At 61.9% G+C, this 24608-nt stretch carries 21 protein-coding genes; 15 read left to right on the forward strand and 6 right to left on the reverse strand.

Going from position 1 to position 24608, the window contains the following annotated elements:
* Positions 1-319: 319 nt before the first annotated feature.
* Positions 320-1936 carry a hypothetical protein gene (locus K349_RS0103745; protein ID WP_026368524.1) on the reverse strand — a complete coding sequence of 539 codons (1617 nt, stop codon included), beginning with the start codon at positions 1934-1936 and terminating at the stop codon, positions 320-322.
* A gap of 365 nt (positions 1937-2301) precedes the next feature.
* Here K349_RS0103745 and K349_RS16290 point away from each other — a divergent pair, with 365 nt between their 5' ends.
* The 10 genes from K349_RS16290 to K349_RS0103800 all read left to right on the forward strand — a co-directional run bounded on the left by K349_RS16290 (position 2302) and on the right by K349_RS0103800 (position 8925).
* The gene (locus K349_RS16290) at positions 2302-2718 is read left to right on the forward strand and encodes a metallopeptidase family protein (RefSeq protein WP_026368525.1); all 417 of its coding nucleotides are present in this window, start codon (positions 2302-2304) and stop codon (positions 2716-2718) included.
* 76 nt (positions 2719-2794) lie between these two features.
* Entirely contained in the window at positions 2795-3406 is a 612-nt protein-coding gene (locus K349_RS0103760; RefSeq protein ID WP_026368526.1) for a methylated-DNA--[protein]-cysteine S-methyltransferase, read from the forward strand.
* Entirely contained in the window at positions 3403-3954 is a 552-nt protein-coding gene (locus tag K349_RS16295; protein WP_026368527.1) for a Fur family transcriptional regulator, read from the forward strand. Before K349_RS0103760 ends, K349_RS16295 begins: the two co-directional genes overlap by 4 nt.
* Positions 3955-4149: 195 nt before the next feature.
* Entirely contained in the window at positions 4150-4485 is a 336-nt protein-coding gene (locus K349_RS0103770; protein WP_026368528.1) for a NifB/NifX family molybdenum-iron cluster-binding protein, read from the forward strand.
* 29 nt (positions 4486-4514) lie between these two features.
* The gene (locus tag K349_RS0103775; RefSeq protein WP_026368529.1) at positions 4515-5372 is read left to right on the forward strand and encodes an Mrp/NBP35 family ATP-binding protein; all 858 of its coding nucleotides are present in this window, start codon (positions 4515-4517) and stop codon (positions 5370-5372) included.
* Positions 5373-5562: 190 nt separating this feature from the next.
* Positions 5563-5832 carry a DUF5320 domain-containing protein gene (locus tag K349_RS19040; RefSeq protein ID WP_157367272.1) on the forward strand — a complete coding sequence of 90 codons (270 nt, stop codon included), beginning with the start codon at positions 5563-5565 and terminating at the stop codon, positions 5830-5832.
* Positions 5833-5840: 8 nt separating this feature from the next.
* Positions 5841-6212, forward strand: coding sequence for a NifB/NifX family molybdenum-iron cluster-binding protein (locus K349_RS0103785; RefSeq protein WP_034264720.1), 372 nt, complete (start codon positions 5841-5843; stop codon positions 6210-6212).
* A gap of 13 nt (positions 6213-6225) precedes the next feature.
* Positions 6226-7071: a 4Fe-4S binding protein gene (locus K349_RS0103790; protein ID WP_034264723.1), complete on the forward strand. Its 846-nt coding sequence runs from the start codon at positions 6226-6228 to the stop codon at positions 7069-7071.
* Entirely contained in the window at positions 7068-7964 is an 897-nt protein-coding gene (locus K349_RS0103795; protein ID WP_051464188.1) for an ATP-binding protein, read from the forward strand. Before K349_RS0103790 ends, K349_RS0103795 begins: the two co-directional genes overlap by 4 nt.
* Before the next feature lie 496 nt (positions 7965-8460).
* Positions 8461-8925 carry an MOSC domain-containing protein gene (locus K349_RS0103800; protein WP_026368533.1) on the forward strand — a complete coding sequence of 155 codons (465 nt, stop codon included), beginning with the start codon at positions 8461-8463 and terminating at the stop codon, positions 8923-8925.
* 22 nt (positions 8926-8947) lie between these two features.
* Here K349_RS0103800 and K349_RS17765 read toward each other — a convergent pair whose 3' ends face one another.
* Positions 8948-10438: a sensor domain-containing diguanylate cyclase gene (locus K349_RS17765; RefSeq protein WP_338022305.1), complete on the reverse strand. Its 1491-nt coding sequence runs from the start codon at positions 10436-10438 to the stop codon at positions 8948-8950.
* 768 nt (positions 10439-11206) lie between these two features.
* Here K349_RS17765 and K349_RS0103810 point away from each other — a divergent pair.
* Together K349_RS0103810 and K349_RS0103815 are read left to right on the forward strand one after the other, a co-directional pair.
* Complete coding sequence (locus tag K349_RS0103810) at positions 11207-12919, forward strand: M20/M25/M40 family metallo-hydrolase (protein ID WP_026368535.1); 1713 nt, start codon at positions 11207-11209, stop codon at positions 12917-12919.
* A 66-nt stretch (positions 12920-12985) separates the two neighbouring features.
* Entirely contained in the window at positions 12986-14449 is a 1464-nt protein-coding gene (locus tag K349_RS0103815) for a Sapep family Mn(2+)-dependent dipeptidase (RefSeq protein ID WP_051464189.1), read from the forward strand.
* A gap of 6 nt (positions 14450-14455) precedes the next feature.
* Here K349_RS0103815 and K349_RS0103820 read toward each other — a convergent pair whose 3' ends face one another.
* The 3 genes from K349_RS0103820 to K349_RS0103830 all read right to left on the reverse strand — a co-directional run bounded on the left by K349_RS0103820 (position 14456) and on the right by K349_RS0103830 (position 19721).
* Positions 14456-15517: a hypothetical protein gene (locus tag K349_RS0103820; RefSeq protein ID WP_026368537.1), complete on the reverse strand. Its 1062-nt coding sequence runs from the start codon at positions 15515-15517 to the stop codon at positions 14456-14458.
* 116 nt (positions 15518-15633) lie between these two features.
* Positions 15634-16575, reverse strand: a complete 942-nt coding sequence (locus tag K349_RS0103825; RefSeq protein WP_026368538.1) for a bifunctional helix-turn-helix transcriptional regulator/GNAT family N-acetyltransferase — start codon at positions 16573-16575, stop codon at positions 15634-15636.
* 611 nt (positions 16576-17186) lie between these two features.
* Positions 17187-19721: a choice-of-anchor X domain-containing protein gene (locus K349_RS0103830; protein WP_026368539.1), complete on the reverse strand. Its 2535-nt coding sequence runs from the start codon at positions 19719-19721 to the stop codon at positions 17187-17189.
* A gap of 616 nt (positions 19722-20337) precedes the next feature.
* Here K349_RS0103830 and K349_RS0103835 point away from each other — a divergent pair.
* Positions 20338-21765, forward strand: a complete 1428-nt coding sequence (locus tag K349_RS0103835) for an FAD-binding oxidoreductase (RefSeq protein WP_026368540.1) — start codon at positions 20338-20340, stop codon at positions 21763-21765.
* A gap of 168 nt (positions 21766-21933) precedes the next feature.
* On the opposite strand, the gene K349_RS0103840 is transcribed toward K349_RS0103835, so the two are convergent.
* Entirely contained in the window at positions 21934-23250 is a 1317-nt protein-coding gene (locus K349_RS0103840) for a hypothetical protein (RefSeq protein ID WP_026368541.1), read from the reverse strand.
* Positions 23251-23441: 191 nt separating this feature from the next.
* Here K349_RS0103840 and K349_RS0103845 point away from each other — a divergent pair, with 191 nt between their 5' ends.
* Complete coding sequence (locus tag K349_RS0103845; RefSeq protein ID WP_026368542.1) at positions 23442-23756, forward strand: hypothetical protein; 315 nt, start codon at positions 23442-23444, stop codon at positions 23754-23756.
* Between the two features lie 302 nt (positions 23757-24058).
* Positions 24059-24448, forward strand: coding sequence for a hypothetical protein (locus K349_RS19045; RefSeq protein ID WP_211240319.1), 390 nt, complete (start codon positions 24059-24061; stop codon positions 24446-24448).
* Positions 24449-24608: the final 160 nt, after the last annotated feature.

Below are 24608 nucleotides of genomic sequence, written 5' to 3' on the forward strand. Positions count from 1 at the left end.
AGACAGGGATCATGTCATCCTGAGGAAGCCCTGAACACGCTTCCCGAAAAATATCCACAGAGGAACGAAGAGGGGAACTCCTCCGCATAGAACCCGTTTCCCGCATTCAGAAGGGCGAAAAGGAGGAAGTCAGCGGTCTTGCGGTCCCTTTTTCAACTCCAGTGGCGATTTTTGGAGATTCTCCCCCCAATGGACAGGAGAAACCCTCTCGCCATAAGGGTGTGCGCTGTTCCGACGTGGCTGCCCCCGGGATCTCGGGAAAGAAGGCCGAAGAGTGCTCCCCGTCAGGGGCGCATGTATCGGTCTCCTCCGTCAACGGTCATCCTTTCGGATACGGTGTGCGCACGCGCTTTCCACGCCCTCGGCGGAGGAGAAACGCCCCGGGCAGGAGGAGCGGCAGGGCAAAGGGCATGGCACCGGTATTGCAACCGCCGCCGCCACTGTTTCCGCCGCCTCCGGAGGAGCGCACGGTGAGGAGGAACTCCTCCTCCGTGCCTCCCACGGCATTTCCGTGGCTGTCGAAGGCGGAAAGACGCACCGTGATGGTGCGGGCGTCGATGTCCCCGGACAGGGGAATGTCATGGCGGAATTCGTAGAGGGACGGCCGGTTGTCGACGCCGAAACGGGTCAGTTCCACCATGCGGTCGAAGGAAACGACCTCCTGCCCTTCCTCGAAGAGCGCGTAGCGTACCGTATCGATGCGGTTGTTCACGGTGTAGGTTCCGTCGGAGGAGACCACCACGTCGGAGAGAGCGGGCTGGATGGGCACGACGACGCCGAAGAGGCTCACGAGCTGACCGGGCTTGGCCTCCACGCCGTCGGCGACGTTCCAGTCCACCTGCTTGTCCGCCAGATCGGGGGAACAGACATAGTCCGCGGCGGGCACGTTCGAGATGCCGTTTCCCCGGATCTCCGCCCGGGTGAGGACGAGGCGGTCGTCGGTGTTGAAGGGGACGATGGTTCCCTGACGGATGGCGACGGTTCCGTCTCCCACGTCGTAGCTCACGGCGGGATCGCCGATGTCGTAGTGGTGACAGAGCAGCGACGGTGCCCGGAGCCGGAGGGCATGGGCCATGCCGCCGATTTCCACGACCTGGCTGGTGCTTGTGGCGTGGATGTTGTAGAGAATGGCCCGGACTTTTCCGCTCAGGTATTCCAGGGTATCGTTGGGACGCCAGCGGCGTACGATCTCGTAGAAGAGCGAACCGCCTCCGGGGAGGTCCGAGGCGCTCCAGTAGCCCGGAAAGGGGTCGAGGTAGAGGTGAGAACCCTCTGCGGCGGCGAAGGCGGTCACTTTGTCCATGTGGCTCTTCGGACTGAATCGGGCGAGGATCTTGTCCGGCACGGAACCGAAGACCAGAGGAATGCTCACGGAGGCGAGCGGCACTCCCGCGTTTCCCACGGCGGAGAGCGTGAGGGTGTAGTTCCCTTCCTCAAGGTCCGTCGTGTAGGCAAGGGCGTAGGTGCTGTCGAAATCCTTCGTTCGTCCTCCCTGGATGACCGCGGCGCAGTAGGTCTCCTGCACCACCGCCCGAATCGCCGGGTCGTAGATGCTCCCGGGGCGGGCCGGGTCGTACACCAGATCGGGAAGGGGCGCTGCCAGGATGTCCGCAGTGGTGTAGGGAGTCCGGCCGTTTTCGTACTCCGTGAGGATCGCCGCTGCCGGCGTGAGTCCCGAGGCGTCCACGGCGCTGGTCACGGTGCGCACCGGCGAGGGGTTGCCTTCTCGGTAGAGTTCGAAACGGACGTTGAAGGGTTCTTCCTCCGGTGTTTTCCCCTCTCTGTCCAGAGAACAGACGACGGTGAAGTCCCGGGTGGGAGCCAGTACCCGACCGCTCTCGGAGGGAAAGAGAACGGACATGCGAAGCGCCTCGGCCTCGCGGACGGCTCCGCAACAACAGAGAAGCGCGCAGAGCGACACGACGAGTCTCTTCATTGACGGCACCTTCTTCTTCGAGATTTTCGAGCCGAAAGAACGAAAATTTTTCCCGTCTCCGGGCGGTTTCGGAATGTTCCGGCGACAGCCGGGAAACCTTCCGGCTCGCGCCCGTTCCCGCTTCGTAAAGCCTCCAAGCTCCCATAGTACGCTGGAAAAGCCGGTGTTTCAATGCGTTCAATGCGGGCTACCGAGCTACGCCTTGGCACGTCGCGTTGTGTGCTTCTCTGAGACGAACGCAGGGGCTTTCCCCTCTTTTCGTTCGCTCCCGGATGTCCTATCCTAACAGAAAGATGCGAGGAGACATGGCGGCCCATTCATGCCATGCGTCGCCACGTTGTACCGCTCCGGAGGGAGGGAGGACCGTGACACTCGACGCGTTCACGGAGATGGCCCATCGCGTGGTGGATGAAATTCCCCCGGTGCTCTGTCGGGGGCTCTCGGGAGGCTTTCTCGTCGTGCCCCAGAGAATGACCGACCAGGGGTATCTCGTGTTGGCTCACTATGTGTCCGAGGGATCCCTCGGAAGCCGTGTCGTTTTCTACTATGGTTCTTTTCGGGAGATGCTCGCCGGAGAACCGCCTGAGGTGTGGGAGGAGGAACTGCGGGAGACCGCCTGGCACGAGATCCGTCATCACGTGGAGAATCTTGCCGGTGTGGACGATCTCGGCATGGAGGATGACCTGCAGGTGGAAGAATGGAAACGCGCCGCCCGTGAAGCGTCTGCGTCGCCCGAAGCGCCATCCCGGAAACGGAGAGGTTTCGGAATGCGCCGGCAGTGAGGGCGGTGAACGGAAAGCGCGAGAATTCCCGGAAATCGTCGTTGCAGCGGAAATGCATCGAGGAGGTGGCGAGGCCATGAGGGATACTGCACGTGGTGGAAAGCGCGTTTCGACGGCGTCTTCGGAGGCCATGTGCGGGAACGGGCATGGCACGGAGCTGTTTTACGAGTCCCCTCTGGGGGTGCTCGAGATACGGGGATGTGTCGAGGGAGTGACCTTCCTCGGATTTTCCGGAAGCGCTCCGGAGGGCGTGCCGGAGAAGAGAGGTGCCGCCCTGGAGGGCGTGTGGCGGAATGGAGGAGATGCTCTGCTGCGGGGGAAAGGGCTTCTCGCCTGTTTGGAACGCTGCGCGCAGGAGCTCGACGAATACTTCGACGGAACGCGACGGAGCTTTTCGGTTCCGCTGTGCCTGGCGGGGACACCCTTTCAGCGCAGCGTCTGGAACGTTCTGAGGCGTATTCCCTACGGAGAGACCTTTTCATACCAGGACGTGGCCCGGGCCGTGGGAAACGAGCGGGCACTCCGGGCCGTCGGAGGAGCGAACAATCGCAATCCCGTGGGCATTCTCGTCCCCTGCCATCGGGTGATCGGCAAGGACGGTCGGCTCGTCGGATACGGTGGTGGACTCTGGCGCAAGGAGTGGCTTCTCGCCCACGAAAGGTCCCACGCGGAGAAGGTGCGGCCATGACGGACGACATGGTCCGCGAGAGGGTGGAAGCGTACCTTCAACTGCTCCGGGAGCGTGGGTGCCGCCTCACCGAACAGCGCCGCATCATCATCGAGACGCTTCTTGAAAACGCCGAGGCCTCGGTGAGTGTCCGGGATCTCGCCGCGAAGGTTCACGAGAAGGATGCTTCCGTCGGTTTCGCGACGGTGTACCGCACGCTCCTGATCCTGGAGGAAATGGACATTCTGCATCAGACGAACCTGGGGGAGGGGTTCTCCCGCTTCGTTCTCTCCGAGAAGGGGGTACATGTTCATGTGCGGTGCCGTGTCTGCGGTGCCGTGACACGACTGGAGCAGGAGGACGCGAAGGAGAAAATCCTGGAGGAATGGGTCGCCGAAAAGGGATTCTCCCTTGTCCCGCAAAGTGTGCAGCTCGCCGGAATCTGCGAGGAATGCCGGCGAGCCGGACGACGTGAGGAAGACGCGTCGCCCGGCCCCGCTTTTTGTGATCGTGCCGGGCCGATGCGCCCTTTCTGCCGGCGAAGGCGTTTCAGGGGCGAGTTTGCATAAAGGGATCTTTCTCCACGACGCAGCGCCCTCCGGGAACACTCCGGAGGGCGCTGCGTCGTGGAGGGAGCGGGAGCTGCCCGGAGTGCTCCGCGTCAGAGCACTATCGCTCTTTGGAAGGGCTTGACGCATTTCGGGGAAAGGGGTAGTCTCTGTGGTAAATGATAGAGATTGTCATTATCAAAAGGAGGATGTCTCATGATCGCCGTTTCCGCAGAGGAAGCCCATGCATCGAGCGACGTTTCTTCCCGGTTTGCGCGCGCTCCCTTCGTGTTGCTTTTCTCCGACGAGGGGGTCTTTTCCGAAGCCCTTGTCGGCGAAGGAGGAGTCGATTCGGGCGCCGGAGGCACCATGGTACGGAAGCTCGCCGAGCGGGGAGTGACCGACGTGCTCCTGCCCCAGGTCGGTCCGAAGGCCGGGGCCGCACTCGCGGCGGCGGGTATGCATGCGTGGGGGCTTTTCGGCGACGCGTGGAGCGCCGAGAGGGCCGTCCGGGCGTTTCTCGCGGGAGAACTGCGGGAGATGCCGCTGTAGACATCACACATCGAGGAGGTTCTTCTTTCATGTCCGATTCTGTTGCATCGTCCTGTTCCGGTTGCCCTGAGGCGGCGACCTGCAACGAAACACCCGAGACCTGTTCTCTGCCCCCGAAGAAGGAAAAGGGCTCGGTGCGCCGGCTCGTTGCCGTGGGGAGCGGCAAGGGAGGCGTGGGCAAGAGTTCCGTCACGGCACTCCTTGCCGTGGCGCTGGCGAAAGAGGGGAAGAAGGTGGGGATTCTCGACGCGGACGTCACCGGTCCCTCCATTCCGAAACTCCTCGGGATACGGGCTCTTCCGGAAGGTTCACCGCTGGGCATGGTCCCTCCCCGGTCGCCGGAGCTTGGCATTTGCGTCATGTCGGTGAACCTCCTCCTGGAGGATCCCGCAAAACCTGTGATATGGCGCGGTCCTCTGGTGGGAAATCTCGTGCGCCAGTTCTGGGAGGACGTTTTCTGGGGCGAGCTGGATGTCCTCCTCGTGGATCTTCCTCCCGGGACGTCCGATGCGCCCCTTACGGTCATGCAGAGTCTTCCGCTGGATGGCATGCTCGTGGTGACCTCTCCTCAGGAGCTTTCTCTCATGGTCGTGGAGAAGGCCATGCACATGACGAAAATGCTGAACGTGCCGCTTCTCGGCATGGTGGAGAACCTCTCCTTCGCGGAATGTCCGAAGTGCAAGGAGCGCATCGAACTCTTCGGCCCCAGCCATCTCGACGCGTTTGCAAAAAAATGGAACGTTCCCGTTCTCGGGTGTCTTCCCTGGGATCCTTTCATTTCCCGCCTGGGAGACAAGGGCCGGCTGGAGGAGTACGCCGATCTCGCCCAGGGAGATTCTCTCGATGCTCTGGCGACGACCTTCCGGGAGATACTGCAGCTCGCCTGAAGAGAGACGGACGCAAGAACGACGGAAAGGCTCCCGAGACTCTTGGGGAGCCTTTCCGCGTCTTTGTTTCTCGGCGGGGGATTTTTCCCTGTTGGGCATCGAAAAAATGCGGAAGAAGTCCTTGACGAATGTTGACATCCGCCTTATTATTGATATAGATTTTCAATATCAAAAAAGGAGGAGTGCAGCCATGCCGGGACGCAACGGAACAGGTCCACGCGGAATGGGGCCGGCCACGGGGTGGGGGTGTGGACCCTGCGGTATGGGATTTCGGAGAGGATTCTGCAGAGGAGGAGCCTTTCGGGCCCAAGGCGGTTGGGGTGGTGGTATGCCACTGTCCCAGTGGGTGCCTTCTTCCGAGGTGGAACGCAACGCCTTGGAGCAGGAGGCGGAATACCTGGAGCAACGCTTGAACCAGGTGCGGAGCCGTATGGCGAGTTACGGGAAAACGGAGGAATGATCGTGACGATGACGTCGAAGGTGGCTTTCGCGACTGAGGGGGGACTGGTGTCGGCTCATTTCGGACATGCCCCGGTTTTTCTGGTGGTGACCATCGAGGATGGTCGCGTTCTTTCCCGAGAGGAGCACCCCAATCCCGGGCATGTGCCGGGTGCCCTGCCCAAGTGGCTTGCGAGTCTCGGAGCGACCTGTGTTGTCGCGGGAGGCATGGGAGAGCAGGCGCGTCGTCTTTTCGAGGCGAGCGGCATCCGGGTTGTCGTGGGTGCTTCGGGGAATGTGGAGCAGGTGCTCGAGACGTATCTCTCGGGAACGCTTTCCGGAACGGAAAGTTTCTGCAGCGGCAGTGGCACCTGTGGGGACCATTCCCATCACGCTTCCTGAGGAGCGGCGGAAGGTGCCCTTTCGTCTCGCCGTCGCCAGTGGCAAGGGTGGAACAGGCAAGAGCTGTGTCGCCGCGTCGTTGATCCTCGCTGCGGAGGATCGGGTTCTGGCCGTGGATGCGGACGTGGAGTGTCCCAATCTCGGCGGTCTTCTGGACTGGGAGAAGCGGGAGAGCGCTCCCGTCCGTATTCCCCGTCCCCAGGTCGATCCGGATCGCTGCGACGGGTGTGGCGCCTGTGCCGATGCGTGTCGTTTTTCCGCCATGCTGGTCTTCGGCAAAGGCCCCGCCCGGGTGAACGATCTCTGTCACGGTTGTGGCGCCTGCGCGCTCGTCTGTCCTAAAGGGGCGATTTTCGAGGAAGGCGTTCCCGTGGGGTGGATGACGAGAGGGCGCGGACGGGGCAGGGATGTTCTGGAAGGGCGCCTTTCCGTGGGGCAGGCCAATCCTGTCCCCGTTCTGGAGGAACTGCTCGCCGTGGCGGTTGGTGAAGGGCGTGATCTGGTGGTGGACTGCCCTCCAGGAACGTCCTGTTCGCTCGTGGCGGCCCTGCACTTGTGTTCGGAGGCGCTTTTCGTCACGGAGTGCACTCCCTTCGGCGCGGCGGACCTCTCTCTTGCGCTGGACGTTGCGGAAGCGCTGCAAAAACCCGCCATGGTGGTGCTCAACCGAAGCGACCTCGGGGACGGCGGCGCGGAGGAACTCTGCCGAAGGCGAAACATTCCCGTGGTGGCGCGTTTCCCCTTTTCCCGCGCTGTTGCGGAGGCCTATGCCTCGGGGATTCCTCCCTACCTTGTGGACGAGGCCTGGCGGAGTGCCATGGGTGCTCTCTGGACCGAGCTGAAGGAGCGTTCCCGATGAGTGTCTTGCGGGAGATCGTGTTTCTGAGCGGAAAGGGCGGCGCGGGCAAGACCTGCATCACCGCCTCTCTCGGTGCCGTCCTTCCGGGAGCGAAGGTGTTTTGCGACGCCGACGTGGACGCGCCGAACCTGGAGCTGCTCCTCGCTCCGGAAATTCTTGAGGAGGAGCCCTTCGAGAGCGGTCTTCGCGCGGAAATCGATCCGGGTGCCTGCACAGGCTGCGGCCGATGTGAGGTGGCCTGCCGTTTTCGTGCCGTCGCGGTTCGGGACGGACGTGCCCAGGTGGATGCTTTTGCCTGTGAGGGATGTGGCGTCTGTGCCCTGGTCTGTCCGGAAAAAGCCGTGTCCTTCGTTCCCGTCGTGCAGGGGCGCCTTTTCCGGAGCCGCACCGTTCTCGGATGTTTCGAACATGCCCGTCTCCGGCCCGGAGGGGCCAACTCGGGAAAACTCGTGCAGCTCCTGCGGCGGCGGGCCCGGGAGACGGCGCTTCGAGAAGGCGTCTCGGTGCTCCTCGTGGACGGACCTCCCGGAATCGCCTGTCCTGCCATCTCGTCCCTCGCCGGTGCGAACGTGGCCCTGCTGGTGACGGAACCCACCGATTCGGCCCGAGCCGATCTGCTGCGCATCGCCGAGCTGGCCGGGCGTTTTCGCGTTCCCTTCGGCATTGTTCTCAACAAGGCGGACCTTTCCCGCGAGGGTGCCCACAGGACGGAAGAACTCTGTGCGGAGCGCCACTGGCCGCTTCTTGCTCGGTTTCCCTTTGTTGAAGAAATTCCGCGGTGCATCGCCCGACGAGAGGTCCCGGTAAAACCCTTGGGGGAGGAGCTGCACCGCCTCGCGGAAGGTCTTTCTCTTTTGCTCACCAAAGCGGCGGAGTGCGGAACGGGAGTGTAGCGGAGGCGCTTGTTCCCGGTGAGAGGAGAACGGTGTTTCGCGCAGTTGTGTGCGTTCCGACTGCGCAAAAGGATTTTCGTGGGGTGCGGCCGCCGCCTGCGGCGGTCAGCCGCACTTTCCCGGGAGTACCTTTTTGTGGTTGAGCAACAGGTCCATGCCCGCGGTAGCGACTGGACTCCAGCTACACCTCGGAGGTTTCGACATACCCTGTCCGTATCAGGCGCCGCGCTGGTTGGGCACGTTTTTTCGGAGAAGAGCCAAGGCCGTCGTTCCTTTTGGGGCGGCGGCTTTTATCGTGAACGGTTGCTCCGGAAGGCGAAGTGTGGTACGTCTCTGGGGTCTTCCGGAGAAGAACGTGGAGAAAATGGTAAGGAAGCCCTGAAAAAAACGTTTCCATTTTACCTTGACTCGGGTTGCATCAGTGCGAGACGCCCTGCGGGGCTGACGTAGCCTTATTTCAGAGGTTGCGAACATTGAGGAAAGGACGGGGAAAGCGATGAACAGGATCGTCGTTGCCAGCGTGTGTGCAAGCGCTCGCCGGAAGGATCCCAAGTCGCCCGTGGAGGAGGGGCTCTTCGACGCGGGCAAGGGGCTGCGAAACGATGCACACTGGGGTTTTTCCGACAGGCATGTGAGCCTTCTCCGGGAGGAGGACGTGGCTGCGGCGGAGTCGGAGGCGGGGTTTCCCTTTCCTCCGGGCAGTCTCGCGGAAAATCTGAGGCTTCGGGGGCTTCCGGAGGAACTCCCGCTCGGAGCGCTTCTCAAAGGCCCCGAGGAAACGCCGGTTCTCCGGATTAGGGAGCGTGGCAAACGAGCGGACGAACCCCATTCTTACGATTACCGGGGGTGGTGTCTACTGCCGAAGGTGGGATATTTTCTCGAAGTCGTCCGAGGCGGTGTGCTGCGCCCCGGAGACGCGCTGCGTCTCGAAGAGACGGGCGGATCCGGAGAAAACCGCTGAAGGAGTGCTCCGAGGGGGAGTGTTACCGGGATGTGCTCTGGTCGAGGCACTCCACCCGGTTCTTCCCCTTGCGCTTTGCCGCATAGAGGGCCTGGTCGGCTCGGTTCAGAAATTCCGAAGCGCTCTCTCCCCGTCTGTATTGGGTGATGCCGAAGCTGGCGAAGACGGGCATGCCGCCTCCCGCGTCCAGCGAGGCGATCTCTCTGCGGAGTCGTTCCGCCAGGGTGCCCGCATCGGAGGCGTTTGTCGGGGTCAGGACGGCGAATTCCTCTCCGCCCCACCGGGCGAAAATGTCCGAGGAGCGGATGTGACGCTGCACCAGCTCGGACACGGCGACGAGAATGCGATCTCCCTCCAGGTGTCCCCGGCTGTCGTTGATGGCCTTGAAGTTGTCCAGATCGACCATGACCAGAGAGAGTGGTCGGCTGTGCTCTCGCGCACGCTCCATTTCCAGGGAGAGAAGTTTGTCGAAACGATGCCGGTTCAGGGCGTTCGTCAGGGTGTCCATGCTCGCGTCCCGTTCGAGCTGACCGATGAGCCGACGGTTGTTTTCCTCCAGAAGTTTCCGTTCCGTCACATCCTCCAGAATGAGGGCGACCCGTCCTGCCTGGGGGCGATAGAGCGTGTAGGCAAAACAGCGCCATCCCCCCAGAAGGGGCGTCTCTCCGGAGATCCGTTTTCCCGTTCGTGCGACGCGCCGCATCTGTTCGAACAGAAGGTGCGTTCGCCGGGCGAGGTCGCCTTTTTCGCCGCAGAAAAGTTCGTGGAGATGGGGAAAGAGGGTGGTGTCCCCGAGTCTGTTCTCCAGGAAGGTTGAGAAGAGAATGTCGTTACTCCTCTCCTGCGGTTTCTGCCCGGTGAGGCGCCGGAAAGCGGGGTTCGCGTCGAGAATGCGGAAATCGTCGGGAGCGCCGCCTTCGCCCGGGAGGAACTCGAAGAGGACGAAGCCGTTGTGCATGGTGTCGAAAAGGGACCGATAACGGCTCTCGCTCTCGGCGAGGGCCTGCGTGGCCCGCAGCTCCTCCGAGATATCCCGCGCGGCGACCAGAAACCACGTGGGAATGCCCTCGAGGTTCGGCACGGCGGAGACGGAGACCTTCAGAGGGAGGATTGTGCCGTCCCGACGGAGAATGCTGCAGGAAATATCGCAAAGCGCATGTCCTGCAAGAATGCGTTCGGCTCGTTCCGCAGTAGCGCGGTGTTCTTCCGGAGAAAGGAATTCCAGGACGCTCGTTCCCCGGATTGCCTCCGGCGAGGCGGCGCCGAGAAGGTTCGCGAAAGGGCCGTTGCAGAGGGAAAAGGCGAGGTCGAGATCGGCGAGAGCCATGGGAAGCGGCGATGCCTCGAAAAGTGCGAAGCAGGCAGGAACAACATCTCCTCGTTCCGGGGCGGAACAGGAGTGGTATTCCCCGGGTCCTGGTGTTCGTGCCGTCCCAGGGGTACGGTGCGGCGAATCCCTCCGGGGAGAATGGATCGTCTCGACACAGGCTGGTCTGTCGTGCAGTTCCGAAATGAGATGTCACCTCTTGCTGCGCGTGCCACTGCCGTCCCGCCGAGGGCGGCTTTTTCGCGTTTCTTCCGTCATCGTACCCGCTCGGAAAAGCGAGGTCCCAGAAAAGGCGGGATCTCTGCCTCATTCTCCGATGACGTGCGCCCTGTGGCGTGGAGACGAACGAACGAAGAATTTCCGGATAGTTTGATTGAGGAAACAAGGAGCATTATGATCCATAAGGCATTTTTGAAAAGAGTCTTGGGACTCATCTGCTTGTGAGAAGGTCGTTTTCCGTGATTTGACGGAATTTCGACAAAATCGTGTGATGGCCGGATCGCTCAAAGAACAGGATGGTTTCGGGCCGGAGATGGCGAGAAGAAGCGATCGTGTGTCGAGATGTGGGGAAAGAGTGGTGTGCGCCAGGGTGTGCAGAAAGGTTTTTCTTGTGTCCGACGACTGCCTGCTGGCGATGAACCGCACGTGCCCGGGAGTGCCTTTTTGTGCTCGATGCGTGTGTTCGGTCGGCGGGGCTCCGTCGGGAGAGTAGCCGGCCTGCCGCAGCCGGAGGGTGAAAAACGCCCGGAGGATTTTGGAAGGTCCCTCCCGTTTTTCTCGAAATGCTATACTTCGAGGCGTCAGCCCGGAACATGTGGGTCATGTGTGGCTCTTGGCTCCGGGGTGCCGGAAACAGGCTCTTTCTCCGTGTTTCATTCAAATTTGCCGGACGAGGGGGACTCTTCGGAGTGACCGGCCAGACGGAAACCCCCGCCGGAACGCAGGTGATGCATCGTGTTGGAGAACACCCGAAAAGGCATCTACACATTGCTGCTGGATCTCGTGCGGATTCCCAGCGTCTCCGCCTCGCCCTCCGGGGAGAATCAGCTCGCCGCATTTCTCAGGAACCGGCTGGCGGAGCTTCCCTATTTTCAGGAGAAGCCGCAGAACCTCTTTCTCGCGGATCTGGAAGGGGACCCGCTTCGTCGCACGTCGCTCTTCGCCTTCGTGGAGGCCGTTCCCTCAACGCCGCGGACGGTGATTCTCACCGGTCACTACGACGTGGTGGACGTGGACGTCTGCGGAGCGCTCAAAACCTGGGCCTTCGACGCCGAGGAGTACACCCGTCGGATTGGTGACGTTCCCCTTCCGGAGGATGCCGCTCGCGATCTGGCATCGGGGAATTATCTCTTCGGCAGGGGTGTCATGGACATGAAGTGCGGTCTCGCCATCCAGGCTGCTTTGCTGGCGGAGTATGCCGCCGATCCGGGAAAGCTGGGAGTGAACCTGCTCTTCCTCGCCGTTCCCGACGAGGAGAACAACTCCGCGGGCATGCGTCTCTCCGTGTCGCATCTGGTGCGCTTCGCCCGCGAACGAGGGCTCGACTATCTGGCCTGCATCGACGGTGAACCCTCCAACGCGGGGTTCTGCGGCGGCAAGGGAGGCGGGAACGCATCCCGGCGCATGTATTTCGTGGGCACCGCGGGAAAGATCATGCCTGCCTTTCTCTTTCTCGGCAAGGAGGCCCACGTGGGAGAATACTTCGGAGGTTTCAACGCCACTCTTCCCGCGTCCCGTCTCGTGCGGCTTCTCGAGGGAAATCCACGGTTCGTGGAGCGCCTCGGTACCGAGGCGCTCACGCCTCCCACGTGTCTCAAGCTCAAGGATCTTCGGGACATCTACTCCGTCACGCTTCCCGAGCGGGCGGCGGCGTACTTTAACGTCATGACGCTCTCCCGCACGCCAGCGCAGGTTCTGGAGGAGATGACCGCCCTCGCCGGGCAAGCCCTGGCGGAGGCGCTCGGGCAGGCTCGGGAGAACGCGAAATCCTTCGGGGACGAGGCGTTCCGCACCTTTACGGAGGAAACGCTCCGGGGGGGCACTTCGGAAAGGCGGGAGTGCCTGGTTCGGACCTATCGGGACGTGCGGGCCCTGGCAAGGGAAATCTACGACAGGGAAAACGCCTCCGCCGGAATGAGCCTGGAAGCGTATGAAGAGGCGTTTCTCGCCGCTCTTCCTTCCGGAATGGACGAGAGGGACCGGGCGCTGGCCCTCATGGGCGAGGTGGTCAATCTCTCAGGACTCAAGGGGCCGCTGGCGGTGGTCGGCTTCGTGCCCCCCTACTATCCGCATCGGGGCAATCTGCGCCGTTCCGACAAGGAGCACGCTCTTCTCGCCGCTCTCGCTGCGGTGGCGACAAAAGGACGCGAGGAGTTCGGCGAGGAGATCACCTATGTGGAGTATTTCGGTGGCATCACCGACATGAGCTTTCTCGGATTCCAGGGAGAGCCCGAGGCGCTTGCCGCGCTCGCGGAGAACATGCCGGGATGGGGGAAGCTCTACTCGCTTCCTCTGGAGGATCTGCTGCGGCTCGACGTCCCCGTGGCGAACATCGGTCCCGCCGGCAAGGACGCTCACAAGGATACGGAACGGCTGGAACTGGATTTCTCTCTCCGGGTGGCGCCGGAACTTCTGCGCTGCGCCGTGGAGCATCTCGGTCGTTCCTGAGGATCGCATCGATGGACCTGGCCGGGCTGGAGAGGTCCGGAACGGAAGAAGAGCGGGAGGTGCCCTGTGACGAACGGAAACGGCAGAATGAAACAGGTGGCGACGGCGTTGGACGAGCGCATCGACGCGCTCTTTCCCGCCTATCTGGAGGTGCTTCGGGAAAGCCTTCGCATTCCCAGCGTAAAGGGTGAGCCCCGAGAGGGTGCTCCTTTCGGTGTGGAAGTGCGGGCGGCCCTGGATCATGCTCTGGGTGCGGCGGCCTCTCTCGGCTTCCGCACCGTGGATGTGGACGGCATGATCGGCTACGCCGAGTACGGCGAAGGGGAGGAGATGGTGGCGGTCATCGGTCACCTCGATGTGGTGCCCGAGGGAACGGGCTGGACCGTTCCCCCCTTCGAGGGCGTGGTACGGGACGGCTTTCTCTACGGAAGGGGAACCGGCGACGACAAGGGCCCCATCTTCGGTGCTCTCTTCGGCCTGGCGGCCATCCGGGATCTGAAAATACCCCTGAAACGACGCATTCGCGTTCTCTTTGGCTGCGACGAGGAGAGCGGCTTCGCCGACGTGGCCCACTACGTGACGAAGGAGGAGCTTCCGGTGCTCGGCTTCACGCCCGACGCGGAATTTCCCCTGGTGAACGCGGAAAAGGGCGGTATGAACATGGAATTGCTGCGAACCTTCCGCGGGGACGGCGCGATCAGACTCCTCTCTTTTCTCGGCGGCAGCGCGCCCAACGTGGTCCCCGATCGTGCCGAGGCGCGTCTCCTCGTTCCTTCCAGCGAGGCCCGGGATATTCTCGCGACTCTCACCGCCGAGGCCTCCGCGAAGGGATGGAGCCTTGAGAGTGGCACCGAGCCGGCGACGGAACCGGACACGACGGTGCTCTTCCTGCGGACCCGGGGGATTGCGGCGCACGGCAGCACGCCAGAGAAGGGAGAGAACGCCGTAGCCCGCCTGCTGCTGCTCCTGACCGCGCTTCCCGGGGACGGCGAGGTGGCGCGGTGTGCCCGGGACTTCGCCGCCGTTCTCGGTGAGGAGACCGACGGAACCTCTTTGGGGGTTCCTCTCGAGGACGCCGTCTCGGGAAAACTCACGGTGAACCTCGGCATGGCTCTCTGGACTGCCCGGGGCGAGCGCGCCGGCGAAGGCGTGCTCGATCTCACCCTCAATGTGCGCCATCCCGTGACGTTCACCGCCGACGATGTGGTTCCCGCCCTGCGTGCTTCCGTGGAAAGAGCTGGGTTTGTGCTGGAGAACGTGCGGGGAAAGGCGGCGGTGCATTTCCCCGTCGAATCCGAGCTTGTGCGCAAGCTCCAACAGGCCTACACGAGCAAGACCGGCCTCGACGCGACGCCGCGCTCCATGGGCGGCGGGACCTACGCGAAGGGGCTGCCGAACGTGGTGGCCTTCGGAACCCGTTTTCTCGATGAACCGGAACTGGCCCATCAGGCGGACGAACGAATTTCCCTGGACCGCATGCGCCTTGCAATGAAGATTCTCGCCGAGGCCATGGTCCTTCTGGCGCAATAGGGCATTTCAGCCGACCGCTCCGGAAACCTCGGCACCGCCGGAGGGTTCCGGAGCGGAGAGAAGTCGCTTCTCCAAAGATTCCAGTTCCGCTCTCGTCTCCGGCGGAAGAGACTCCAGCAATTCCTTCCGCAGGTCCTTGCCCAACGCTTCCCGGGATGCTCCTTTCCGCCTGTCCGAGTCGGTCCAGCTTATCTTCCTGCGGCGGCAGTAGAGGTCGATGTCGAGAAAGCGCTCTCCCTCGGCGGAGTACTCCAGTCCCATGAGAAAAGACTTGATCCTTTCCGGGGCGTGGAAGGTGAGGAGGCGCAGCCGATAGGTCCGCACGGGAAGCAGAATGTGCGCCGTGTCGGTACCCCATCCCTCTCCGAGGACAAATCCTGTCTGGTGGGCCTCCAGCACGAGTTCCACCCGCCGGAGATGCTCTTCGTAGCGTTCGAACTTGTCGTACACGTGGATGAGCACCTCATTCCAGTCCTTGTTGCCCATGCTCTCGTTGAAGAGTTCCAGAGCCCTTGGCTGGAGTCTGCGGAAGGCCTCGTCGAAGGGCAGAGGGAGCACCAGCACCTGATCGAGGAGTTCCCGCATCAGAAGAAGGCGGTTCAGCGGTTTTGTAGTGAAGCAGACCACGGTTCCCTCCGAGGGGGTCCAGCGGAGCAGCTCCTTGAGCGTGCTCGGTGTTCCGTGGAAATCCTTTCCCAGTTCCTCCACGAGCGAGGACGTGTCCGGGCAGGTGCAGCAGAGCCGGAACAACAGGATCCGGGGGAGAAGGGACGCCGCCGCCAGGAAATGGGCGAGGCCGTCGTTCACGAAATGGCAGAGAATTTCCCCCGGCGAGGCGTTGCAGACGGCGAGGGATGGCTCCTCCAGCTCGATGTCCCAGAGAGGACGCGCCCTTCCTTCCGAAGCATCCACGAGGTAGACGACGGTCTGTCCCTCCCGGGTTTTCTCCGCAATTCCGTGGTTCCTGTGGATCTCCGCCGAGAAGACATCCGCAAGATACCGCTGCAGTGCGTCCTTTTTTCCTTGAAGCAGCAGAAGCCATGGACCTCCGCGGACGAGAGAGAGCACGAAGTCATTCTCCTTTCTTTCTTTGTGATTCTCCGGATTCTGTTTTTCCCCTTTTCGTCGGCACCGTTTTTGGGGTGCCGGCCGCCTTTTTGAAGCGTCCTGTGTGTGCAGGGATGTCAGAGAACACTGTCCCAGCGTTCCTCCGTAAGGGTTTTCCCCCAGATATAGTGCTCCTTCGTCTCCATAAGTGTGAATCCCCATTTTTCATAGAGATGTCGTGCCGCCAGCAGGTCGGACACGGTCCAGAGAAAGACTCGTTCGTATCCTTCGCTCGCACAGAAGTTCACGGCCTTTTCCATAAGACGGTTCCCGAACCCCTTGCCGCGGTATTCAGGCTCCAGAAGAAACCAACGAAGCTGGGCCGTTTTCTCCTCCGTTTCGACGACCGCGATGGAGCCTCCGAAGAGGCCGTCCTGTTCGACGACCCAGACGTTTCCCTTCCCCTTTCGGCGCGGATCGCCGCAGCCGCTCCAATCTTTCAGGAAGGATGCCATGCCCGCCATCACGTAATATTCGAACGTCGCGTCGAAACCGTATTCTTCCTCGTAGAGACGGGCGTGACGGGAGGCGATGCAGCTCAGGTCTCCGGGAAGGAAGGTGCGAATGTCCGGCTCCGGAGCGCTTCCGGCGTCGAGGAGGTGTTCGATGGCCCCCATCGAGAGGAGAAGACGGTGCATTTCCCGTGGCGACAGGTGTCCCAGCAGGGTTCCGAGCTGCCGATCCGACGCCGCTTCGAGCTGTTCCAGGGCGTTTTTGCCGTCCGAAGTGAGCTGGAGAACGGTACTTCGTCCATCCAGAGGTGACGGCGCCCTGACCACGAGACCGATGCGGCAGAAGCGCGAGAGCATGCGGCTCAGATAGCCCGGATCGAGGTGCAGAAGCGTGGACAGGTCCCTGGCGGTGCATCGTTCCTGGTGGCCGATTTCAAAGAGCACTCGCGCTTCGGCGAGAGAAAACGGACTCTCCAAAAGAAAACGGTTCGTCAGGCTCAGTATGTTCGTGTAGAACCGATTGAAGCGGCGGATGCCCGCCACGGCATCCCCAGAAAGATGTGGCATCGCCTCTTCCTCCCCGCCGGGGTGTTTGTTGTTCCGGGCTATGGTTGCATGAAACTCGACCGTTCTTTCCGCGAAAGACGGAACGATCCTTTTTGAGGTGTTGCGAAGAAGCCTAGCAAATAAACTTGACAAAGTCAATCAAATAAAAATCGAAGTGCACTGTTCTCTCCACATCACATCCGTGAAAGGTCCCTGAATCCACGACTCCTCAAGCGATCGGGGCGAGACCGGTTCGTCTTGTTCCGCCTGGCCGGGTTGAGTGCACGAGGACACCTCCAAACGCCTTGGAATGTCAACCCGAGGAAGTTCTGAACAAAGATCTTTCGCTTTTCCTTGACTCGGGTCGCATCAGGCTCTGCGAGGCGCCCTGCGGGGCTGACGTAGCCTTATTCAGAGATTTCCCCAACCAAACGTCCAAACGAAACAGAGGTGGAGCCGGTTCCTTCGTCCATGCCTCTCTGGCGGCGGGTTGCGGCTGGTCCAAATGAAACAGAGGTGGAGCCGGTTTCCGAGAGATCTCCGCCCAAAATGCGCCGAAAGAAAAAGGCGGAGAGGACTTCTCTCCGCCTTTTCGGGGAAATGCGGTTCGCGAGGTGCCGTTTTTGAGAAGACTACCGTCTCCGGAGGAAGAGCGCGGGAAGAAGGAGCAGCAGCAGGGGTGCCAGGTGGAATCCGCTTCCCGCGGAGCATCCGCCGCCACCGCCACCACCGCCGCCGGGTGTGGGCGAAGCGGTGGGGGTGGGGCCTTCGGTAGGCGTGGGCGTTCCGGAGGGGATGACGCCTCCCTCGGCCTTCACCTGGAAGGAGGTGGTGCGAAGGAAGTTCGTCGCCACGGTGGCGCCGTCGGGAGAGAAGACGAGCGCCTCATCGCCGGGGCCGGGAATGGACGGAGAGCCGTTCCGATAGGTTTCCACGGCGGCTCCCGAGGAATTCGAGGCGGTGACGTTGATTTTGTAACTTCCCTCCTGGTAGCTCGTGAGGATGGCGGAGAAGAAACCGTCGTTCGCCGTGGCGTCTCCTCCGGTCCCGTCATCGCGGAGGGTGAGCGGGGAGGTCGTGCCGTCGGGTGCGGTGAGTGTGGCCTCCATGGTCACTCCCCGCAGGGGGATGCCGTTTCGGCTCGCCCGGGCGAGGAGGCGGATCGGATCAGGGGGTGTCACGGTGCTGCCTCCGTCGGCAAGCCCCACCACGAGGCCGAAGCCTGTTCCCGTCTCGGGCTGCCCCGTGGCGGAAACGGAGACTTCGAGGCTCTGCGAGCCCGGATTGTGCAGTTCCACCCGCCATGTCCCCGCGGAGGGATTTGAAATCGCCGCGGTGTAGTCCACGATTCCTCCCTCTTCCTGGTACTCTCCCGAGGCGGTGACGTCTCCGAGCACGGGATCTCGGAGGGTGATCTCCGCGTCGGAAGAGGCGCCGCGCCAGCTCACGAAGAAGGTGACGCCGCCCAGGGTTCCGTCCACGAGGAAGGTCGCCACGTCATTTCCTCCGGCGGCGAGGGTTTTTTCCACGGCGCCGAGGTTCACCGTGTCCGAATAGTTTCCCAGGGCGGCGAAGAAGACCTCCTGGAGTTCCGTCTGGTTCGTGGGAGAGGCGAAGTACTGTCCCCCTGTCTCGTCCGCGAGCTGGGTGAGGGCCGAATTGCCGATGCCGCCCGAGCCGTAGCCGACGGTGATGAGCGGCACCTTCGCGGCCTGGTGCTCCGCGATGACCTCACCCATGGACTTGGTGGAGCTGTTGTCCGATCCGTCGGTGAGGAGATAGGTCACGCCCAGCACGTCCCCGCTCGCGGTCCCCTTGTAGGTGAGGAAATTCGCGAGCGCCGTGGAGGCCGCGTCGTAGATGGCGGTCATGTTGCCCGGGGCGAGGCCGCTGATGGCGGCCTTCGCCGTGTTCTTCACGGCCCGGGCGCCCACGTCGTCGGAGGGAATGAACGTGATGGGATAAATCTGCTCCACCGTGTCGTCGAAACGCACGACCCCGACGGCGCTCTCCTTGGGCAGGGATTCCACGAGGTTCCGCGCCGCCGCCTTGGCGTAGTCGAGGGGGCTCGGCGCTTCCGGCGTGAAGGGGTCGGAGCCCATGCTTCCGGAATTGTCGATGACGATCTGGTAGACCATGGCGGCCTTGGTGAGCCAGACGATCTTTAGATTCGCCTGGGCCGCGGCGAGGTGTGTTCCCGGCGTCACCGCCGTGGTGTACCAATCGGGGGAGGCGGGAGGATTGGCGAAGGCGTACTGGACCCGCCCCGGAGCGACCACGTCGCCGCTGACGCCGTCGGAGGAGGGATCCTGGAGGAGCACTTCCCAGCAGCTCTTGCCGTACATGCGTTTCTGGGCCGTGTCGGTGCTCGCCACGTAGATGTTCGCCGTGGAGTGGTTCAGCCATTTCACCTCGTTCTCGGACGTGGCGTTCCACTGGCGGTTCATGAGAGACGGGCCGGCGGGAGAGACGTCGGACGACCAGGGCCAGCTTCGGGGAGGATTGGTGTAGGTCGCCACGTATTCGTCGTAGAGCCCGTAGAGGAAATGCCCCGATTCGTGACCGAGGGTGTAGCCTCCGTCCGCTCGGCTCGTGGGGGTGCTCGCGACTCCCACGAAGGTGTTGCTTCCGAAGACGTCGCCGAAGTTGATGTGCTGTCCGGGTTTGCCGTAGCCAGCGATGGCTCCCGTGGGCCACGTGTCCGCCTGCCAGACCACCGACGCCTTGTCGGCGAAGGAGCCACCCTGATAGATGTAGACTGTTCCGAGCATGTGCTGGCCGTTGGACTGCTCGTAGAGTGCGTCGGACCAGAACTTGATCACCTCTTCCACTTCCTGGGCGCGGGTGCGCTTGGGATCTCCCGGGGGGATGCTGTCTGCGGAGAGGGTGTCATGGTAGCTGATGGTGATGTCGAAGGCGGTCTTGGTCACCGCCGCCGGATCGAAAGCGCCGGAAGTGAAGGTTTTCCATTCGCCGTCCACGAGCACTCTTGGTCTGGAGAGAAAGGCGTTGTCCGCGCAAGCCGGGCTCACGCAGAGCGCAACCAGGGCGACGACACAGCAGAGAAGGAGAAGGGTTGCCGGGAGTGCTTCGGAGAAGCCCTTTCCTTCGAACGGACGCGACACGACACGGAGACGTCCGCCTCTCAGTGTCTGGATGTTCTCCATGATCGCTCATCTCCTTTTCTCGTTCACACAGGTTTGATCCGGATATGCTGTCGCTGTACCAAAATGCCTTGAAAGCTCTCACATCTCTTTCCTTCATGTCTCACCGCTCTCTTTGGCCTGGTCGAAAACGCTTGCCAGTGTCGTCCCCGGGGGATGGCGGAGAAGTCGGGAGACCGGAGAGACGACAGGAGTGGAAGATGTATCGCTGCCATTATAAAAAATCATGCTGGGAAAATGTTACTTGTGCAGCGAAAAACGTCCCTATGGTTTTTATCCTGTATGCGTTGCGTGTAAAATGATATTTTCGCCTCCGGCAGGCGCTCTTCGCGTTGCTTTGTCCGTGTCGATTTTCCGAAACACGCGGTTTATACACCGTGAGACTTTGAGAATTCCGTTTTTCCTCCAGGGGTGATCGATGTTCCACGCCGCGAGGCAGCATTGAAAATCGCAGAAGTGTCCTTTTACGCGCCTTCCAGTGGGCGTACAATGGAAAAGAAAAAAGCGCGTTGAAAGGCGTCGGGGCGGAAAAATGCATTTTCGCCGCGGAAAGCGGGACGGGAAAGTCTTCTTTGCGACGGGGAGAAACTGAGCCCTGAGTGTGAAAAGAGGAGCTGACATGGACAACTACGCGAAGGTGACGCCGGAAATTCTGACAGCGCTTGAATCCGTCGTGGGCGTGCGGAACGTGTCCACGGATCGGGAAAAGCGCGAGGTCTATTCCTACGACGAGGTGAATCGGGGGTATTGGGACGGCGAGTACGTGGCGGAGGTGGTGGTCTTTCCGGAATCTCCGGAGCATGTGGCGGCCGTTCTTGCTCTGGCGAACGAGCGGCGCATTCCCGTCACGCCCAGGGGCGCCGGAACGGGACTCTCCGGCGGGGCGGTTCCCCTGCATCGCGGCATTGTGCTCTCCTTCGAGAAGATGAACCGCATTCTCGAACTGGATACGGACAATCTCACCATCACCGTGGAGCCCGGCATCGTCACGGCGGAGATCACCAAGGCAGCCCGTGCGGCGGGGCTCCTTTACGCGGGAGACCCCTGCAGCGGCGATGCTTCCTTCATCGGAGGCAACGTGGCGGAAAACGCGGGGGGAAACAAGGTGGTGAAATACGGCTCCACCGGTGCCTCGGTGCTGGCTCTCGAAGCGGTGCTTCCGGACGGCTCCGTCACCTGGTTCGGAGGCAAGCGCCGCAAGGACGTGACGGGATACGACTTCGTCCATCTGCTCGTGGGTTCCGAGGGAACCCTTGCGGTGGTGACGAAGATCGTCCTCAAGCTCCTTCCCCTTCCGGCTCGGGTGGTGGATCTTCTGATTCCTTTTCCCGATACGGAGAGCGCCGTGTCCTTCGTTCCCCGGATTCTCCGGGAGGCGAAGGTGGTGCCGTCCTCCATCGAGTTCATGGACAGGACCTCCATTCTCCTTGCCCAGCGCTATCTGAACATTCGTCTTCCCCACGACGACGCGGGAGCGCATCTCATCGTCCAGCTCGAAGGAAACGATCCGAAGATGCTTGCCGACGAATACGAGCGCGTCGGCGACCTCTGTTTCGCCCACGGAGCCCTGGAGGTCTTCGTGGCGGACAACCGAAACGTGCGGGACAAGCTCTGGAAAGCCCGAAAGTGCCTCGCCGAGGCGATCATGGCCTTTTCCGCCCACAGCTGTCTCGAGGACATCGCCGTTCCCTCCAGCGCCGTTCCGGAACTCATGCGGCGCACGGCGGCGATCACCGACAGATGGGGCATCGAGGGAGTGCATTTCGGCCACATCGGCGACGGCAATATGCACATCAATTTCATGCTCCCTGAAAAACGTTCAGACTGGCACGACCTCTTCTGCGGAGCGCTCCGGGAGCTTTACGCGGCGGCGAGAGACCTGGGGGGGACGATTTCGGGCGAGCACGGCATCGGATTGAAACGCCGGGACTATATCACGACGGTGCTCGATCCAGCCCAGGTGGAACTCATCCGGCGGGTGAAACGCGCCTTCGATCCGAACAACATCCTGAACCCCGGAAAGATCGTCCCCGAAGCGCTTTCCTGACGCGTTCTCCCGGGAAACCGCGCTTCCGGTGTCTTTCGTTCAGGGAATCTCTGAATAAGGCTACGTCAGCCCCGCAGGGCGCCTCGCAGAGCCTGATGCGACCCGAGTCAAGGGAAAGCGAAAGGTCTTTATTCAGGGCTTCCTCAGAATAGCCGGTTTCCGCCGGTTCTAGCGCCGCGTCGCGAGATCCTGGAACGTGAGATACTCCATCACGGCCTTCTTGCGCGCTCCCTCCGCGTCTCCCTGCGCATTTCCCCGCAGAATGGTCAGGTAGTCTTCGAAGGCGGTCCGGAAGCGTTCCCGGGCGATTCGCAGCGGTGCGTTCTCTCCCGGGATGGGATGACTTCCCATGTCCTCCGGAAGAGCGAAGAGGGTGACGATCACCTTGCCGCTCCGCAGCAGCGAGACGGTGAGGTCCTGGCGGCCCCGGGGAAGGTCCATGCGGATCGTCACACGTTCCCCCTGCGTGGTGGAGAGTACGCCCTCGAGCCTCTCCGCTCCCGCGGGTTTCACGGAGAAGGATGCGCCGTCCCCGGTGAGGACACGGAACTGCTCGCCTTCGAGGCGGAGCGTGAGGAGTCGGAAGGCCTCCGAGGCTTTTCCGTAGGACGTGTCCGCCTTCATGAGCACAGCCCAGGTCCCCTCGAAGGGGCTCAACGGAGGAAGGGGGATCTGGTCGGAAAGTCCCGGGCGGGAGTCCTCGGGGACCGTGGTGGGGATGGGCGGCAGTGCCACGCCGAAGGGGTCGCCCATTCCTTCGGGGAGCGGTGGCAGAGGAGGAAGGACGAGCACCCCCTGTTCCGCCTCTCCGGAGAGTGTGGTTTGATCGGGGGCTCCGCCCTCGGGCAGAGGAGGAAGGCCCACGCCTTCCGTCGGTCGAGGCACGTCCGGAGACCTGTTCATCTCGGGAAGGGCTGGCAACGCAACGTCCTCCGCCGGGGATGGAACGGTAGTCGGCGAGGACTCCGGCTCCGGCAGGGGCGGCAGTTCCACGCCCGTCTCGGAAGGCGCGTCCGGGGAGATCACGGGCGGCGTGTCCTTCCGGGACGCCGGAACCTCTTCGGAAACGGCTGTTTCGGAGGGGGCAGCGAGCTGTTCCGGTAAGGGAGGAAGCTCGGATCGCCCATCCTCCAATGCAGGCGAAACGGCTTCATCTCCGTCTCCGGAGATGTCGGGCGAGAGCAGGGCATCCACGCGCTCCTGAGGAGGTTCGGAAAGAGAAAACGGTGCCTGGTCTCCGGAGACCGCGGGCTGTGTTGTCAGTGTTTCCGGAAGGGGTGGTAGTTCCGTTGCCGTCGGCGCCGTTTCGCCTGCGGCGGGATGTGCGGCGGAAAGCGCGAGAACGAGGAGAAATGCAATGGGAGCCCTTCCTCGTGCGCGGGCAGGAAGACTGTTCCGTGGAGGGACCGGAGTCTCTGCGGCGGAGGGAAAACGCCGTGTGAACAGTTCGGGGAGGCGCGGGTTCTCCGGACGTTCCCTGTGCATGATCATCTCTCCTTTTGTTGACGATGTTGCTTCCACGGCTCATTGTAGCACGAGGCATTTCCCATCCGGCACGGCCTGTTTTCGTCCGTGTGCCTTCTTCTGTGGAGAGACAGGAGTGGCGGAGAAAGAGAAAACATGGTATTATTCAAGGTAGATATTTATCATAGCGATGCAAGAAAGGAGTAGGAGACGTGGAACTGCACGAATTCCAAGAGTATTGTCGCCTGAGGAACATTCTCGAACAGCGCTGTGAGGAGCTGTGCCATCTCTATGTGCAGATCTATTTCGATCTGGAGCGGGATGATCGGGAGATCCATGTGAACAGTGTGGAGACGGGGAAGAGCGGGCGCATTCTCATCCAGTATTCCACGGGACAGGAAGAAGAGATGCTCTATCTGCCTCCGGAATATCTCTGGCGGACCAATGAGGAAGTGCGGGTTCTCATGGAGCTGGATCGGGATAAAAAGGACAGGGAACTCAGGGATCGCCGGGCGGCGCGGACCTGAAAGGCAGCGCTCCATTCTGTGGAGGACGGTGTGGAACATCGTCGTATCCGGGAGTGATTTCCTCATGTACGGAGCCTTCGAAAAAGAGGGCTCCGTGTGTTTGTGTATTTTTTGAGATCCTTACGAAGCACACAAAAAATGATACACTGAGCGTGGACGGACATAACCGCCTCCCAGAATGAATATTGCATGGGAAACGTCGGTATCCGACAACTCCAGGGTTTTCCACGTCACGGAGGGACGACGGCCGTGGTGTTCGAATGTACAAAAAATGTACGGAAACGGAAGAGGAAGCGTTCTTCATGAATCAGGCGAAGTGTCCGCCTCCTGGTGAGACGGCGAAGACGACTCTGTCGGAGAACGAGGCGGGACAACACATGAGCGAAGCGCAGAACAATGGGGTGTTCCGTCTTTTGGGGCGCCTGGTGGAGGAGAGTGCTGTCTCCTTCGCCCTGCATGAGCACTGTGCCACCCGGACGGTGGCGGATGCGATGGACGCGCTTCGGTTCGACGTGTCGCGCCTCGCTAAGAAAGACCGTGGCGTTCCACGTTCGGGGAGGAGGTGTTGTCCTCGCGGCACTTCCGTTCCCACGGTCTACTGCGGTATCGGACGTCCCGACCGGACGCTGGAGATCGCTCCCGCCGATCTTCTGACGCTCTCGGGCGCTCGGAGCGAACGGTTTTCCCGCTGAGAGCGGAGGTGGAGGAGTCGGGGCTCTCCGTAAAATCTGTTCCGGACATCGCGTCTCCTTCGCTCTGTGGTCAACCGAAGAGGGCGGTGTGCGGCTTCATTGAGGAATTTCTTGTCGCTGCCGCCCAGCGGGAGAAGGTGCCTCATTCTCGCCGCATGAA

Source organism: Aminiphilus circumscriptus DSM 16581 (assembly GCF_000526375.1).
Lineage (GTDB): Bacteria > Synergistota > Synergistia > Synergistales > Aminiphilaceae > Aminiphilus > Aminiphilus circumscriptus.